Raw genomic sequence first — 16,199 nt, forward strand, 5'->3', positions numbered from 1 at the left:
CATGAACACTCGTGAAACAGGGTTAATAGCATGGTTTGCCCGAAATCCCGTTGCTGCCAACCTACTAATGATATTTATATTAGTAGGCGGTATTTTAATGGCGATGACCATTCGCAAACAAATGTTTCCACAGTTTGAAAGCAACTGGATAAGCGTACAAGCAGTTTACCCAGGTGCAGCCCCGCAAGAGGTTGAAGAAGGCATAACCATAAAAGTTGAAGAAAACCTCGAAGGTATTGAAGGCATTAAACGCCTAATTACGTACTCTAACCGTGGTTTTTCACAAGCGTGGATTGAAATAGAAGAGCAATACAATCCACGAGAAGTACTTGATGAAATTAAAGTACAAGTTGATTCAATAAACACCTTTCCTGCGGGAATGGAGCGCCCTGTTGTGCGCCGCGATAAGTTTGAGCAAGAGGTAATGATACTCGCGCTTTACGGCGACATGAGTAACTACCAGTTAAAAGAGCTTGGCAACGATATAAAAGACGAACTACAAGCACTGCCTCACGTTAACCTTGTTAATTTTAACGGCGGCTTAGAATACGAAATTGGTATAGAAGTCAGCCCTGATAAACTACGCGAGTACGGATTAACATTTAGAGATATTGCAGGCGCCGTACAAAACTTTTCGGCAAATATGTCGGCGGGGCAAATACGCTCTGAAAATGGTTATATTTCGATGCGTGTTGAAAAACAAGCCTACCGTGGTTTTGAGTTTGAAAAACTGCCACTTATTACCCTTGCTGATGGCGCACAAATTTATTTAGGCGATGTAGCAACTATTAATGATGGCTTTGAAGAAGGTCTACAATATTCAAAATACAATGGTAAAAACTCACTCTCGTTTGAAGTAAACGCATCAAAAGATCAAGACATTACCGATGTAGCAAAAGTACTTAAAAGCTACATGGCAACTAAAGAGCCACTTTTACCTGCAGGCGTTAAGCTATCTCCTATTGTTGATTTAACTTACTACCTTGAAGGTCGACTCGATATGATGGTCGATAACATGATTTGGGGTGGCTTATTAGTAATGATAGTGCTGGCACTATTTTTACCGCTACGCTTAGCATTTTGGGTAATGATGGGTTTACCGGTGTCTTTTCTGGGCGCCTTTTTGTTTATGCCTATTGGCTTTTTAGATGTAACAATTAACCTAGCCTCTCTTTTTGCCTTTATACTTGTACTCGGGATTGTTGTTGATGACGCCATAGTTGTGGGCGAGTCAGCCAGTGCCGAAATAGAAAAATACGGCCACACACTTGATAACGTTGTACGCGGTGTTAAACGCGTTGCGATGCCAGCAACCTTTGGTGTACTAACAACTATTGCGGCATTTTTACCTCAAACACTCGCAACCGGCCCTGGCGCTGCTTTTTCTAAGGCAATTGGTGGCGTTATTATTTTATGTTTGATTTTTTCACTCATTGAATCAAAACTAATTTTACCTGCGCATATTGCAGCAATGAACCCACGTAAACCAAATCCTAAAAATCCATTACATCGCTTACGTATGGTGATTGATAGTGGTTTAAAAGGCTTTGTGAATAACTACTACCTTCCATTTGTTAGCCGCTGTATTCACTACCGCTATACCGTAATTGTTGGCTTTATGTGTTTGCTTATTGTAAGCGCAGGTATGTTTGCAGGTGGTTTAGTTAAGTTTGTACCAAACCCTAAAATACCGCACGACTTTCCACGTATTGATATAGAGATGAACCTTGCCTCATCTGAGCAAGCAACACTTGAAACCGCACGTAAAATAGAAAGCGTGTTGTTAAAGGTCGATCAGCAACTACATGAGCAATACGGTAAACCGATGATCCGCGATTTATCAGTAAGTCTGCGCGGGCGAACGCAAGCAAATATTATGGCCATTTTAGTAGAGCCTGATTTACGCCCTATCGATACCTTTGCCCTAAGTGCGTTATGGCGCGAGCAAATGCCCGCTCTACCCGGCATTAAAACCATGACCATTCAAGACAGTATAATGAATGGCGGTCGAGATGATGGCGACGTTAGCTTTAAACTTGAAGGCAAAAATGCTAACGAGCTAAAAGAAGTAGCAGGTAAATTAAAAGCCAAATTACAAACAATGGAAGGCGTTGGCGACGTAAACGATTCAATGCAAAGCGCTACCGACGAAGTGCAACTTGATTTAAAACCACTCGCTTACAGCATGGGTTTAACGCTTGCTGATGTAGCGTCGCAAGTTAGCTTTAGTTACTACGGCTTAGAAGCGCAGCGAATATTGCGTGAAGGCGAAGAAATTAAAGTCATGATCCGCTATCCAGAAGACGAACGTAACTCAATAAGTGACATCGCAAGTGTGCGTATTATTACACCTACAGGCGCTGAAGTACCGCTAAGTGAAATAGCCGAAGTTAAGTTGGTTGACGGTGTAAACCGTATTCGCCGCGAAAACTCTAAACGTACTGTAAACGTATGGGCTGCTGTAAATACCGACCAAGCCGAACCATTTGCAATTGCTGAGGAAATTCGTGATGAATACTTACCAACATTACTTAAAAGCTACCCTGGCGTTACAAGTGATGTAGCTGGGCGCATTCAAGAAGAAATGGATAGTGCTTCAGAGCAGCTTCGTGATTTTGGTATATCAATGATGATTATATTTGCCTTGTTAGCGATTCCGCTTCGCTCTTACTCGCAGCCACTTATTATAATGTCGGTTATTCCGTTTGGTGTAGTGGGCGCGATGTTTGGCCATATGATTTTAGGTATGACTATGAGCAGCTTATCTATGTTTGGCATTATTGCGGTAGCGGGTGTGGTCGTAAATGATTCCCTCGTTATGGTTGACTTTGTAAACAAAGCCCGCGCCGAAGGTGTTGCAATTAAAGATGCAGTAGTACAAGCCGGTGCTCGTCGCTTTAGAGCAATACTACTCACCTCAATCACTACCTTTATTGGTGTAATGCCAATTATTTTTGAAACGAGTTTACAAGCTAAAATTGTTATTCCGATGGCTGTATCACTTGCTTTTGGTGTGTTATTTGCCACAGTAATTACACTGATACTTATACCGTGCCAGTATGTTGCACTAGAAGATGCTAAACGATTAGTTCGTAAAATGCGTGGCAAGCCGCCACTAGTAGATGCCCAACCAGCGCCTACAAATGGCTAAATTAAGTAACATCCCAACCAAAAAAGCTCGGCATATTATATGCCGAGCTTTTTATTTTTAGTTTAAAAATAATATTCACCTATTTGCCAAGTCTTTATCTTACTGATAGTTTAACTCTATAAATATAACCCTCAAAAGGAATAATGATGGGCACACTTCAACTTATTTTATTTATTGTTTTTGCTGTACTAACCACTCTTGGCTACAAAAAGAATAACCGCAACTTAATGCTATTAGGCGCCGTTGCAATATCGTTTGCGTTTGTAGGGCTCGACTTTTTAATCGGCGTAGATGAAGGGATATCAGGCATTAATTAATCAATAAAAATTTTAGCTTGAAAATTAAAGGGACTTTAATGCGCTTATACATACTGATTATTTCTTTAGTTATTTTTTTAAGTGGTTGCCAGAGCTATATTGCTTATCAAATAACTAAGCCTCCGGAGAAAGTTCTCCCTAAAGAATTTGAGAGCTCTATCGCTTTATCTGGAGTACAAACCCATTACTGCAGCAGCAAAATAGATTGTCTTGATTTTAGGGTTATTTCACCTAAGGATATTAATAATTATCTACTAAGTGGCAATACGTTAACATTAACTTTAATTAGTAAAGGAAGCACTGAAGACGATACTTTTGAATATCAACTCAATGCTGATAATTTACCGAGGAAGTCAAACGATGGACTTTTAATTATTTTTCCGGGATATGGCGTAAATAGTTTGGTTTACACCATGCAAGCCCGATGGCTTAGCCATATCACTGGAAAGAATGTAATAGTGATGCCTGCAAGTAATCAGTACGATGAATTTAAGTATGGCTTAAACTCCCTTGATTTATTAGTAAAATATATAAATGAACACAAATACACCGACATTTCTTTGCTTAGTTACTCAATGGGTGCAGTTGCAAGCATCGACCTCACAACCAAACTCAATATTAATAAGCATATACTTTTTGCTCCAATGATTAATTTTGAAGCCGCACTAAGAACAATTGCTAAGTTATCATACCCTGTTTATAGCAAACTGTTAGGTGATGTTTATATAAACGAAGTCGCGGCTAAGGTAATTGAAAAAAGTAAAGTACCTCTTAATAAACTCGACATATTAAGTAATCTAAATAAGACCCCTCATGCAAGACAAACTTACATCTTTTCAAGTAATGCAGACAAAGTGAGTCCATATAATGGGTTGCTTACTCTTAGTAACCCAAAAGTGAGCATTTATGAGATAAAAGATTTAAATCACCTTGAAATGGTTTCTTTAATATCCGCACAACAAAGGGATGTGCTCCTTTCCTTGCTTGATGGATAACTTTGGCAACAATCCTAATAATTGAGAGAAATATTGCTCGTTTTTTATCCCTAATACGTTATGGTATTTAAATAATAAATAGACATAATAAAGTTAAGGAACAGCCATGAATACATCCCCCTCTGATCACATTCCTCAAGAAGCCTTTGATTGGTATGACGAGTACGCCCACGGTTTAATGGACCGACGTACTTTTATGAAAAAACTCGGTGGCCTTGCCGCACTTGGCTTTTCGATGGCTGTACTTACATCAGCATTATTACCTAACTATGCATTGGCTGAACAAGTGTCGTTTAATGACGATGATATTAAAGCAACATACGAAGAATTTGATTCGCCAGACGGGCACGGAAAAGGCAAAGGTTACTTAGCAACCCCTAAAAACATAGAAGGTAAGCTTCCTGTTGTACTTGTGGTACACGAAAACCGTGGTTTAAATCCTTACGTAATAGACGTAGCAAGGCGCTTAGCTAAGGTCGGTTTTATTGCGTTTGCACCCGACGCGCTTTTTCCACTGGGTGGCTACCCTGGTAATGATGATGAAGGACGCGCTATGCAAAAAACCATGGATCGCGCTAAAATTCAAAACGATTTTGTTGCCGCAGCGCACTTTTTAAAATCACATGCTAACAGTAACGGTAAGTTAGGCGCTGTCGGTTTTTGTTTTGGTGGCTACATTGTTAATTATTTAGCGGCAGTAGATAGTAATTTAATCAGCGCTGGCGTGCCTTTTTACGGCACTCCCGCCAGTGAAAGTTTACGTAAAAATATTAAAGCACCGTTAATGATTCAATTAGGCGAGCTGGATAAACGTGTAAACGCGTCGTGGCCACAATACGAAGAAGATTTAAAAGCTAATAATGTTGAATACACTATGCATATGTATAAAGAGGCAAATCATGGTTTTCATAACGACTCGACAGGTCGCTATGATAAAGACAATGCCGAGCTTGCATGGCAACGTACCGTTGAGTTTTTCAATAAAAAGCTAAGTTAACGAATAAAAAATAATGCCACCAGATCTAAGCCGGTGGCACTATTAAAAATACTTGGTTTTTATTAACTTTAAATTTTTTGCTACGCATAACTAATAACGACAACAAGATGAGTAAATAAATACTCAAAGAGCCACCGCTACTAGAGCCATCTTTATTTTCGACTTTTGCAATTTTTTCTTCTTTAACACGTGTTTTAAACCTTGCTAGTTCTGCATCTAAATTAGTACTCATATCACTAACTGCTAGATTAAAACCTTCAGCCGACTTTTCAGATAACGTTTCATCAATACCTATTGCTGTTGTTCTTTTTTCAAGTTTACTTATACCTGGTGCTCTAAATAACATTTTTCTACTTTTAATATCAAAAACAGCTGTATCCACAAAGGTTTGAATTGTATTTTCATTACCTGGAATAACGTACATACCGACTATTGTCCAATAAAGTAAGGCTGCATTATTTTCATACGATTGCGTAACTTGATCATATGAAACCAGTGCCATTACATCTACATCGTAAAGCCTCCCGACTTGCTCGAGTGTTGCAAAACCTTCACCTCCTTTTAAATAGGTACTTGGTATAACTTCAATGCGGTCAATGTAATCATATTGTAGAAATAACTTTTTTACTTTTTCGAGTAACTCGACTTGGTTCTGGGTCTCTAACCCGTCTGGCTGCCAGTTTTTAGACGGTACAAATGCAATTCCGACGGTAACAGGGAGTTTTAAAACAGGTATCTCAGGTTTATAGGTAGAGCGGCTTTGTTGATCAGGATATAAGAAGTCCATTAAGCTACTAGATTGCGTATTTTTACCTGTATTGTTACTCACAAACGAACTACAAGAAGCAAGTAAGGTCGCCATAAAAATAATTATATATTTATTAAATTTCACATTTATTCCTTTTTATTTTTAATTTAATTTAATTCAGTTACGTGCCAAAGCTCACCCGATGGTCCCCATAAGTAAATAACGCTACCCCAAGGTTCTTGTTTTATACCCTCAAAGCGGATATCAAAACCGTTTAGGTTACTAATAAGTTCATATGCTTCATCTATATTTAACACACAAAGTTGCAGCATTAAGTTTTCAGCAAACGTTTTATTATAATAACGCTGTAAAAAGAACGTACATTCGCCAAAAGTACACACGCATAAATCATTTGAGGCATCTTCAATCTTAAATCCAAGCGCTTTATAAAAGCGCTGAGATTGCTCATAATTTTTACAGGGAATAAAAATTCTAATATCATCAACTTGCATAAATCTTCCTTAATTAGCTCAGTACGCTTTTATCAATAATTCCTTTATTTACCAACTGCTGCAAAATAGCTTGGGATTTTGCTCTGCATGCATCACGTAGTAAACGCACCGCTGGGGTTATTGACTGCCTACTTGGGCAAATAAGCCAAAGTTCACCATTAACATGTTGATAATCTTGCATTACAGTAACCACCCTGTCATTGAGTAAATCATCGGCTATATCAAGGGCTGATTTTACAGCCAAGCCTTTACCCGCAACGCACCAGCGCCTTACTAAATCGCCATCGTTTGAGGCGCGCCTGCCATTCATTTTAACTTTATATTTTGACTCACCATCGGTGAATTCCCACGTATTATTTATAATATCCTGCAACTGATAAAACAAACCTTGATGCGACGCTAAATCATCGGGATGCATGGGAGCCCCGTTTTGTAAGAGATATTCGTCAGTTGCACATAACAAGCGCGGTACGTTACAAATTTTGAATCCATAAACGCTAGCATCATTAGGCGAGCCATAACGAAGCGCTATATCAACTGAGTCACGGTAAAAGTCGATATTACTATCACTTATATGCGTTCTTAAACTTAGCTTTGGATAAGTGTCCATGAGTTCATCAATCCATGGGATCACTAAGTTACGGCCTAAATCAGATGAAAGGGCAACACGCAGCTCGCCTTCTATTTCGTCGTGCTCACCTTTTAGATTTTGCTTTGCAAGCTCAAGTACAGCTAAAGCCTGCTCACATTGTGGTATGTAGCGCTCCCCAGCAGCCGATAACCTTAAATGACGTGTGGTACGAACAAACAGCTCGCTACCAAGCGCTGACTCCACGCGTTTAATAGCAGCGCTTGCTGTGGCTGTACGCATATCTAACTTAGCAGCTGCGAGCGTAATACTTCTAAACTCAGCTACTTTTAAAATAAGTTTTAAATCTTCTATGTTCATATTATCTATTTATATTTGATAATGATTCAACAATTATGCGGTTTATCTATATTAAAGCAAGGTCTACTATCTATCCATCAGCTAGCCAAAGCATGGCTTGCACCTTATATGTAAATAGATTAGGACACTTATTATGAAAGCCATTGGTTATAAAAAATCTCTTCCTGTTTCAAACCCTGAGTCGTTAATTGATGTTGAATTACCACAGCCAGTTGCAACAGGTCGTGATTTATTAATTAAAGTTAAAGCTATTGCAGTTAACCCTGCCGATTATAAAGTGCGCCTATATATGCCACCAACAAACGGTGAAATAAAAGTTATTGGTTGGGATGCAGTTGGCGAAGTGGTTGCAACAGGTGAAGCTGTTACAGACTTTAAACCAGGTGATGCGGTTTACTACGCAGGTGATATTACCCGCCCAGGTAGTAATGCAGAATTTCAATTAGTGGATGAGCGCATTGTAGGGTTCAAACCACAAAGCTTAAACGATGCTGAAGCTGCTGCATTACCACTTACTGCAATAACAGCGTACGAGTTATTATTTGAGCATTTAAACATTGTAAAACAAGCAGCTGATGCAAAAACAAAATCAGACGAAGTTATTTTAGTAACAGGTGCCGCAGGCGGCGTTGGTTCTATTTTTATCCAGCTTGCTAAAGCGATTACTGGTGCAACAGTGATTGCCACTGCATCGCGTGAAAGCTCACAAGCATGGGTTATAAAACTAGGCGCAGATTATGTTGTTGATCATACAAAACCATTACCGGCTCAAATTGACGCATTAAACATTGGCTCGGTAACACATGTAGCAAGTCTGCACAGTACTGATACTTATTTTGAAGCGTATACAGAGGTACTTGCACCATTTGGTAAAATTGCAATGATTGACGATCCTGAGTCATTAGATGTTAGTAAATTAAAAATGAAGAGCTTATCGCTACATTGGGAATTTATGTTTGCCCGCTCAATGTTTAATGCCAAAGATTTAATTGAGCAAAGCAAGTTATTAAATCATGTTGCTGAGTTAATTGATCAGGGCCATATTCAAACAACGATTGGTAAAAATTTAGGCGTTATAAATGCGGCTAACCTGCGTATTGCACACGCAGAACTTGAAGAAGGTCGCTCTATTGGCAAAATAGTGTTGGAAGGTTTTTAATTCCATAAATACCAAATACGCGCTGCCTGAATTAATTGGAGGCACCAATGTAATTGGTGTCTTCAACCAATATTTCGCGGTGGCTATTAGTGTATTTATATTTATTAAAGAAACTATTACCTAATAATATTTGATAATGATTCAACCATATACCTGTTTATCATATTGTAATAACCCACTACTATCCGTACCTAGCTATATTGATAGGCTTTACTTTACGTAGATATCAATTGAATTAAATAATTAGAGTGATTTAAAAACACGATATTATTTTTGTAATAAATTTTTAAAAGGGTTTGTTTTTACTAAAACTGACTCAACATAGTAAATACAGGTAAAACACCTACTCAATGGAGAAACTAATGACTCACCCTATTATTAATGACTTAGAAAAGCGTTACACAGCAAAACGTTACGATGCAACGAAACGTGTATCTCAAGACGATTTAGCCGTTATTTACGAAGCTATGCGCCTATCTCCATCATCTATTAACTCGCAGCCTTGGAAATTCATCGTAATTGAATCAGATGAGGCTAAAGAGCGTATGCATAGTACATTTGCTAATAAATTTGCGTTTAACCAGCCACATATTAAAACAGCTTCGCATATAATATTGTTCGCTCACAATCCTAAATATACCCGCGATGACTACGCACAAGTTATTGATGCAGATATTAAAAATGGCCGTACTAAAGCAGAAAATCGCGAACAAGCTTTTGGTGCTTATGCGTTTGTTGATATGAATACTGATGAGCAAGGCGTTAATGAAGAGTGGACTAAAGCACAAACTTACATTGCACTGGGTAACACTATGCATGCCGCTGCACGTTTAGGCATTGATTCAACCCCAATGGAAGGCGTAGATGCCGAGCTGATTGGCGAAGTCTTTGAAAAAGAACTTGATGGTTACGTATGCGACGTGGCATTAGTACTTGGCTATCATGATAGCGCTGAAGATTATAATGCTAAATTACCTAAATCTCGCTTAGCAAAAGAGCAAGTTATTCAGGTTTTATAAGTAATACGTTATAAACTTAAATGATAACAATATTAAAAAACCACTTATTTAAATAAGTGGTTTTTTTGCTTTAAAGCAGTTTAACTTACTTTGCGCTGTGCAGCCTGAATGTATTGCACTAAATCTTCAATAGAAACAACGGTCATATTATGTTTATTAGCATAATCACTCACCTCAGGTAAGCGCGCCATTGAGCCATCAGGATTTGTTAGCTCGCAAATTACGCCAAATGGTTTTAAGCCGGCAAGTTGCATTAAATCAACGGATGCTTCGGTATGACCGCGACGCACTAATACGCCACCCGTTTGTGCCTTTAAACCAAATACATGCCCTGGGCGCGATAAATCACTTGGTTTTGCATTATCCGCTGTCGCTGCTTTTATAGTAGTTACTCTATCAGCCGCTGACACGCCCGTTGTAACGCCATGCTTAGCTTCAATAGTGACTGTATAAGCGGTGTTATTTTGACTCGTATTGTTAGCTACCATTTGCGGTAAGTCGAGCTGTTTAATGCGCTCATCCCCCATGCATAAACAAACAATACCGCTGCCTTCGCGGATCATTTCGGCCATTTGAGAAGTCGTTAAATGCTCAGCTGAAAAAACAAAGTCGCCTTCATTTTCACGGTTTTCATCATCAACAACAAGTACGCCTTGGCCTTGCTGTAGTGCAGTGATGGCGCTTTGTACGCGGGTATGGCTTTCGCCGAATTGAGTAAGTAGAGACTGAATCATCATTATATTCCAAATAAAAATAATAGATTCAGGACTGTGAAAGGATCAGTAATACATCACTTAAATTTAAAGCGATCACTACCAAAATAGCTTAAATAAAATAACAAAAAGCACGCAGCAAAATGCAGCGCACACTGTTATACCAATAACATTAAATTAGTGACTAATTATAGCGCAAAGAAAATAGCTCACTTAACGCGATACAACGGTCATGTCTTTAATAAAATTGGTTTTAGTATAATAAGCCATATTCTCTTTCATCCGGACTGTAACCGTCGGCTCTGGCATCTCACCAGATCTGCTTGACCTTTACTTAACCTAAAATAAGTTAAATAAAGCGCTCGCGGGCTCGTTTAAGTCATAAAAAACATTAAACATACCGCCGGTGGGGAATTTCACCCCGCCCTGAGAATTTACAGTAAGCATTAGCACTTACTGTAGGCATATTATACGCTTGTATTTATTTGTTTTTCAAAACTAAATACAATAAAAACTACGAAAGTTGAATATTTAACGATGCGCACTCCACAATACCTTCGTTTATATCAGCAACTAGCGTACAGGTAGCACCATTGACCAAATTTAAATTAGGTTGAACGTGCCCTATATCTGCATCAAAAATTACAGGAAATAAACACCCACCTAGCGCTACATCTAACGCATGGCGATAATCAAAGGCATCGTAATGACCTTGTGTTATTTCACTTCGCCCTAAAACCAAGCCATTGATATCATCAAATATACCGGCTAATTTTAATGACAGTAAAAATCGTGCAACGGTTGTTGGTGTAAGTTCTGAGTTTTCGAGGTATAAAATAAGCCCTTCGGGCGCACTGTTCTTTTTAAACTCATGCAGCGCTAAAAATGGCGAGTCGAGCAATAAACCTACGGTATCTAAACACCCACCAAATAACCGACCAGACATTTCTATGGTACGTTTATCTGTGTAGTTTAAACATTGCCAGTTTGTGGGCTCACTCGGGCTGAGTAATTCGTTCGGGTTTTTCGCGTAATTAGGCTTATTTTTTTGGTATAAAGAAGAAGGACCTTGCTCAAATTTACTACCGGCTTCGTAGGTCAGAGTTTCAAATATTTGTAAGCTATACGGATTTTTTTCATCTGGGTGTAACTGCATAAGATTGGCGCTGTGTAGGGTTGCCCATTGGCACTTAGCAGTGAGTGCACATGCAATAGTACTCACATCAGAAAAACCAACTAACCACTTAGGCTTTGCTTCTTTAATGGCGTTAAAATCAAGTAGTGGCAGTATTTCCATTGCCAGCTCACCACCCATTGGCGGCATAATCGCATCTATTTCATCATCTAATAAAAAACCCATTAGCTGCTTAGCATGCGCTTTAGCATTAAGCTGTTCACGTGGTTTGTTTTGACGTAAAAACTCGCCTTCAACAACATTATACCCTCGTTGTTTTAGTCCATTTATAACAATATCTAATCGTCCGTGATACTTTTCTTTTAGCCCAGATGAAAGCGAGCAAATAGCAATTTTAGAGCCTACTTTTAAAGGCGCTGGGTAAAGTATATTAGCCATTGAGTGTTCCTTTTTAATAATACCAACCTGCATAAATCTTTGATCAATTTAACGAATTAAATTGCACTATAACGTCGTTAAAAGTTTTTTATTTAGAACAACTAGATATTAAAACTTTTGCCTAGTTCTAGCGTAATTTTCTTAACGTTAAATAGACCCCATATATAAGCAGATTGGTATAAAGTGATTATGTACCTATATCATCATGCTTACTCTTTATGCAATATGAACACCCTTATCAGTATAGTGATTTATTTAAGGCATAAAAAAACCGATGTAAATACATCGGTTTTTATTTAAAACGTTAAAGTGAGTTATGCGTTAAAGATACTCAACTTCAATGATTTCGTACTCAACGATACCTTTTGGCGTTTGGATAGACACTGCATCGTCTACTTGTTTACCAATTAAGCCACGTGCAATCGGTGAATTAACAGAAATTAAGTTGTTTTTAATATCTGCTTCATCATCGCCTACAATACGATATTTTACTTCAGCATCCGTATCTACATTTACTATAGTTACTGTGGTACCAAAAATAACTTTGCCCGTATTTGGCATTTTAGTTACATCGATAATTTGAACATTTGAAAGCTTTGCTTCAATTTCTTGAATACGACCTTCACAAAAACCCTGTTGCTCACGCGCGGCGTGGTACTCAGCGTTTTCTTTTAAGTCACCATGTTCACGTGCAACCGCAATATCACTTACGATTTTAGGACGGGTAACTGTTTTTAATTCGTTAAGCTCTTTGCGCAGTAAATCTGCGCCACGAACTGTCATCGGAATTGATTGCATACTTTTCTCACTTAACACCAAGGCCCTAGTTGGCCTTGGCACATTTCCTTAATTCAATCGCAGGTGTAGCTCTTGAACTGACGTTACTTTACTACGGTCATCTGCTTTGTTAGCAGTACAGTTAGCAAAAGCTGCGTTCAAGGTTGTCGTATAGTTGGTTTTATTTTGCAATGCACCACGACGTAACACCTTCGAATCTTCGATCGCTTGGCGACCTTCGGTGGTATTAACGATATAGCTGTACTCTTTATTCTTGATATAATCAAGAATATGCGGTCGGCCTTCATATACTTTGTTTACACGTCGTACTTCAATGCCAGCTTCTTCAAGAGCTTGTGCCGTGCCACCTGTTGCGTCAAGTTCAAAACCTAAGTCGGTCATAATCTTGGCTAATTCAACAATGCGTGGCTTATCGCTATTACGAACAGATAATAACGCGCGACCACCGCGTGGTAAAGTGTTGCTTGCACCTAATTGTGCTTTTGCGAATGCTTCGGCGAAAGTATCACCAACACCCATCACTTCACCCGTTGAGCGCATCTCAGGACCACGGATTGGATCCACACCCTGAAACTTAGCAAATGGCAGTACAACTTCTTTAACGCTGTAATAAGGAGGGATCACTTCTTTAGTAATACCTTGGCTTGCCAAAGACTGACCCGCCATACAACGAGCCGCTACTTTAGCAAGCGCCACACCGGTTGCTTTTGATACAAACGGTACTGTACGTGCTGCACGCGGGTTAACTTCAATTAAGTACACTTTGCCATCTTTTACAGCAAACTGTGTATTCATTAAGCCAACAACACCAAGCTCAAGCGCCATATCTGTTACCTGCTTGCGCATTACATCTTGCACTTCTTGCGATAAAGAATGTGCTGGTAATGAACATGCTGAGTCACCAGAGTGAACACCCGCTTGCTCAATGTGCTCCATGATACCGCCAATAATTACTTGCTCGCCGTCGCAAATTGCGTCAACGTCAACTTCAATTGCGTTATCTAAGAAACGGTCCAGTAATACAGGTGCTTCGTTTGATGCAGATACAGCTTCGGTCATGTAGCGACGTAAATCGTCTTCATCGTATACAATTTCCATTGCACGACCACCTAGTACATACGACGGACGTACAACGAGTGGGAAACCAATTTCAACTGATTTAAGTAGTGCTTCTTCAGTTGAAGTTACTGTTGCATTTTCTGGCTGAAGTAAGTTCAGACGCTCAACAAGTTGTTGGAAACGTTCGCGATCTTCTGCACGGTCAATCGCATCAGGTGAAGTACCAATTACTGGCACGCCATTCGCTTCAAGCTCACGTGCTAATTTAAGTGGTGTTTGACCACCGTACTGCACGATAACGCCTTTTGGCTTTTCAACACGTACGATTTCGAGTACGTCTTCAAGTGTAATTGGCTCAAAGTATAGTCTATCAGATGTATCGTAATCGGTAGAAACCGTTTCAGGGTTACAGTTAACCATGATGGTTTCATAGCCGTCTTCGCGAAGCGCAAGCGAGGCATGTACACAACAGTAATCAAATTCAATACCTTGGCCGATACGGTTAGGACCGCCACCAATAACCATGATTTTGTCTTTATCTGTTGGGTTTGCTTCACACTCTTCATCGTAAGATGAGTACATGTAAGCTGTGTCTGAGCTAAATTCTGCGGCGCACGTATCAACACGCTTGTATACTGGCACGATGTTTAATAGGTGACGTTTTTTACGAATTTCAGCTTCAGATACACCAGCAATTTCAGCTATACGTGGATCTGCGAAACCTTTGCGTTTAAGTTTACGTAGGAAGTCGGCATTTAAACCAGCCATACCTACTTCACCAATTTTTGCTTCGTCTTTTAAAATATCTTCTATTTGTACTAAGAACCAGCGATTAACTTTAGTCAGCTCATAAACATCATCAACGCTCATACCATGGCGCATTGCATCGGCAATGTACCAGATACGCTCAGCACCTGGTTCGCGTAATTCGCGGATGATTTTTTCTTTCGCTTTAGGGTCATCAAGTGCAACTATTGGGTTAAAACCTGTTGCGCCCACTTCAAGACCACGTAATGCTTTGTGTAATGATTCTTGTTGGTTACGACCAATCGCCATTACTTCGCCAACCGATTTCATTTGCGTAGTTAAGCGATCGTTAGCACCGGCAAATTTTTCAAAGTTAAAGCGAGGAATTTTTGTTACAACGTAATCGATTGAAGGCTCAAAAGACGCGGGAGTTTTACCGCCAGTAATATCGTTTTGAAGCTCGTCAAGCGTGTAACCTACTGCTAGCTTTGCAGCAATTTTAGCAATTGGGAAACCCGTTGCTTTTGATGCAAGTGCAGATGAACGTGATACGCGTGGGTTCATCTCAATGATAACCATACGGCCATCTTCAGGATTAATACCAAACTGCACGTTAGAACCGCCAGTTTCTACACCAATTTCACGTAATACCGCCATAGAGGCGTTACGCATAATTTGGTATTCTTTGTCGGTTAGCGTTTGCGCTGGTGCAACGGTGATTGAATCGCCAGTGTGAACACCCATAGGGTCAAAGTTTTCAATGGTACAAACAATAATACAGTTATCGTTTTTATCACGTACAACTTCTGTTTCGTACTCTTTCCAACCAATCAGTGATTCATCAATCAATAATTCGTTTGTTGGCGATAAGTCTAAACCGCGCTCACAAATTTCTTCAAACTCTTCCATGTTGTAAGCAACACCGCCACCGGTGCCACCCATGGTGAAAGAAGGACGAATGATACATGGTAAGCCAATTCGGCTCATTGTATCTTTAGCTTCTTCCATTGAGTGAGCAATTTCAGCACGAGGACATTCAAGGCCAATGTTTTTCATTGCTACGTCAAAGCGTTCACGGTTTTCTGCTTTGTCGATTGCATCCGCCGTTGCGCCAATTAGCTCAACGCCGTGCTTAGCCAATACACCGTGCTTGTCTAAATCAAGTGCACAGTTTAATGCTGTTTGACCACCCATTGTAGGCAGTACTGCATCTGGCTTTTCTTTTTCAATAATTTTTTCTACCACTTCCCAGTGAATTGGTTCGATGTAGGTAGCATCGGCCATTTCAGGATCGGTCATGATAGTTGCAGGGTTTGAGTTAACTAATATAACTCTATAGCCTTCTTCTCTAAGTGCTTTACACGCTTGAGCACCAGAGTAGTCAAATTCACAAGCTTGACCAATTACAATTGGGCCTGCGCCTAAGATAAGAATGCTTTTTATGTCGGTACGTTTTGGCATT

13 protein-coding genes and 1 riboswitch are annotated in these 16,199 nt (G+C 39.6%); of the genes, 6 read left to right on the forward strand and 7 right to left on the reverse strand.

All coding sequences use genetic code 11. The features are described 5' to 3' along the window. Nucleotide 1: 1 nt before the first annotated feature. The 4 genes from AC5NT5_RS10145 (at nucleotide 2) to AC5NT5_RS10160 (ending at nucleotide 5,460) form a co-directional block, all read left to right on the forward strand. Nucleotides 2-3,151, forward strand: coding sequence for an efflux RND transporter permease subunit (locus tag AC5NT5_RS10145; RefSeq protein WP_494512875.1), 3,150 nt, complete (start codon nucleotides 2-4; stop codon nucleotides 3,149-3,151). Nucleotides 3,152-3,294: 143 nt separating this feature from the next. After that, nucleotides 3,295-3,468, forward strand: a complete 174-nt coding sequence (locus tag AC5NT5_RS10150; RefSeq protein ID WP_494512874.1) for a hypothetical protein — start codon at nucleotides 3,295-3,297, stop codon at nucleotides 3,466-3,468. A 38-nt stretch (nucleotides 3,469-3,506) separates the two neighbouring features. Further along, the gene (locus AC5NT5_RS10155; RefSeq protein ID WP_494512873.1) at nucleotides 3,507-4,463 is read left to right on the forward strand and encodes an alpha/beta hydrolase; all 957 of its coding nucleotides are present in this window, start codon (nucleotides 3,507-3,509) and stop codon (nucleotides 4,461-4,463) included. Nucleotides 4,464-4,569: 106 nt separating this feature from the next. Beyond that, nucleotides 4,570-5,460: a dienelactone hydrolase family protein gene (locus AC5NT5_RS10160; RefSeq protein ID WP_494512872.1), complete on the forward strand. Its 891-nt coding sequence runs from the start codon at nucleotides 4,570-4,572 to the stop codon at nucleotides 5,458-5,460. 25 nt (nucleotides 5,461-5,485) lie between these two features. Here AC5NT5_RS10160 and rhlP read toward each other — a convergent pair whose 3' ends face one another. From rhlP to AC5NT5_RS10175, 3 genes are read right to left on the reverse strand one after another with little or no spacing between them, the layout of a single operon-like run. Then, nucleotides 5,486-6,322, reverse strand: a complete 837-nt coding sequence (gene rhlP / locus AC5NT5_RS10165) for a rhombotarget lipoprotein (protein ID WP_494513222.1) — start codon at nucleotides 6,320-6,322, stop codon at nucleotides 5,486-5,488. Nucleotides 6,323-6,375: 53 nt separating this feature from the next. Continuing rightward, nucleotides 6,376-6,720: a VOC family protein gene (locus AC5NT5_RS10170; protein ID WP_007375815.1), complete on the reverse strand. Its 345-nt coding sequence runs from the start codon at nucleotides 6,718-6,720 to the stop codon at nucleotides 6,376-6,378. Between the two features lie 13 nt (nucleotides 6,721-6,733). Next, a complete protein-coding gene (locus AC5NT5_RS10175) occupies nucleotides 6,734-7,669 on the reverse strand; it encodes a LysR family transcriptional regulator (RefSeq protein WP_494512871.1) in 936 nt (311 codons plus the stop codon). Nucleotides 7,670-7,802: 133 nt separating this feature from the next. On the opposite strand from AC5NT5_RS10175, the gene AC5NT5_RS10180 reads away from it, so the two are divergent. Next, complete coding sequence (locus AC5NT5_RS10180) at nucleotides 7,803-8,828, forward strand: zinc-binding alcohol dehydrogenase family protein (protein WP_494512870.1); 1,026 nt, start codon at nucleotides 7,803-7,805, stop codon at nucleotides 8,826-8,828. Between the two features lie 362 nt (nucleotides 8,829-9,190). Then, nucleotides 9,191-9,847, forward strand: coding sequence for a nitroreductase family protein (locus AC5NT5_RS10185; RefSeq protein WP_004335410.1), 657 nt, complete (start codon nucleotides 9,191-9,193; stop codon nucleotides 9,845-9,847). Between the two features lie 80 nt (nucleotides 9,848-9,927). Here AC5NT5_RS10185 and ribB read toward each other — a convergent pair whose 3' ends face one another. From ribB to carB, 4 genes are all read right to left on the reverse strand, one after another. After that, complete coding sequence (ribB, locus tag AC5NT5_RS10190; protein WP_182671740.1) at nucleotides 9,928-10,581, reverse strand: 3,4-dihydroxy-2-butanone-4-phosphate synthase; 654 nt, start codon at nucleotides 10,579-10,581, stop codon at nucleotides 9,928-9,930. 245 nt (nucleotides 10,582-10,826) lie between these two features. Further along, nucleotides 10,827-10,998: riboswitch (FMN riboswitch) on the reverse strand. A gap of 76 nt (nucleotides 10,999-11,074) precedes the next feature. After that, entirely contained in the window at nucleotides 11,075-12,133 is a 1,059-nt protein-coding gene (locus AC5NT5_RS10195; RefSeq protein ID WP_494512869.1) for a S66 family peptidase, read from the reverse strand. A gap of 321 nt (nucleotides 12,134-12,454) precedes the next feature. Beyond that, a complete protein-coding gene (gene greA, locus AC5NT5_RS10200) occupies nucleotides 12,455-12,931 on the reverse strand; it encodes a transcription elongation factor GreA (RefSeq protein ID WP_494512868.1) in 477 nt (158 codons plus the stop codon). Nucleotides 12,932-12,979: 48 nt separating this feature from the next. Beyond that, complete coding sequence (gene carB / locus AC5NT5_RS10205) at nucleotides 12,980-16,198, reverse strand: carbamoyl-phosphate synthase large subunit (RefSeq protein ID WP_039487473.1); 3,219 nt, start codon at nucleotides 16,196-16,198, stop codon at nucleotides 12,980-12,982. Nucleotide 16,199 lies beyond the last annotated feature (1 nt).

This window comes from Pseudoalteromonas sp. J2K-J599 (assembly GCF_059295115.2).

What these genes read in the sequence shown, in the direction of transcription:
- AC5NT5_RS10145 (WP_494512875.1), top strand. Translation starts at nt 2, where the DNA reads ATGAACACTCGTGAAACAGGGTTAATAGCATGGTTTGCCCGAAATCCC.
- AC5NT5_RS10150 (WP_494512874.1), top strand. Translation starts at nt 3,295, where the DNA reads ATGATGGGCACACTTCAACTTATTTTATTTATTGTTTTTGCTGTACTA.
- AC5NT5_RS10155 (WP_494512873.1), top strand. Translation starts at nt 3,507, where the DNA reads ATGCGCTTATACATACTGATTATTTCTTTAGTTATTTTTTTAAGTGGT.
- AC5NT5_RS10160 (WP_494512872.1), top strand. Translation starts at nt 4,570, where the DNA reads ATGAATACATCCCCCTCTGATCACATTCCTCAAGAAGCCTTTGATTGG.
- rhlP (WP_494513222.1), bottom strand. Translation starts at nt 6,322, where the DNA reads ATGGCGACCTTACTTGCTTCTTGTAGTTCGTTTGTGAGTAACAATACA.
- AC5NT5_RS10170 (WP_007375815.1), bottom strand. Translation starts at nt 6,720, where the DNA reads ATGCAAGTTGATGATATTAGAATTTTTATTCCCTGTAAAAATTATGAG.
- AC5NT5_RS10175 (WP_494512871.1), bottom strand. Translation starts at nt 7,669, where the DNA reads ATGAACATAGAAGATTTAAAACTTATTTTAAAAGTAGCTGAGTTTAGA.
- AC5NT5_RS10180 (WP_494512870.1), top strand. Translation starts at nt 7,803, where the DNA reads ATGAAAGCCATTGGTTATAAAAAATCTCTTCCTGTTTCAAACCCTGAG.
- AC5NT5_RS10185 (WP_004335410.1), top strand. Translation starts at nt 9,191, where the DNA reads ATGACTCACCCTATTATTAATGACTTAGAAAAGCGTTACACAGCAAAA.
- ribB (WP_182671740.1), bottom strand. Translation starts at nt 10,581, where the DNA reads ATGATTCAGTCTCTACTTACTCAATTCGGCGAAAGCCATACCCGCGTA.
- AC5NT5_RS10195 (WP_494512869.1), bottom strand. Translation starts at nt 12,133, where the DNA reads ATGGCTAATATACTTTACCCAGCGCCTTTAAAAGTAGGCTCTAAAATT.
- greA (WP_494512868.1), bottom strand. Translation starts at nt 12,931, where the DNA reads ATGCAATCAATTCCGATGACAGTTCGTGGCGCAGATTTACTGCGCAAA.
- carB (WP_039487473.1), bottom strand. Translation starts at nt 16,198, where the DNA reads ATGCCAAAACGTACCGACATAAAAAGCATTCTTATCTTAGGCGCAGGC.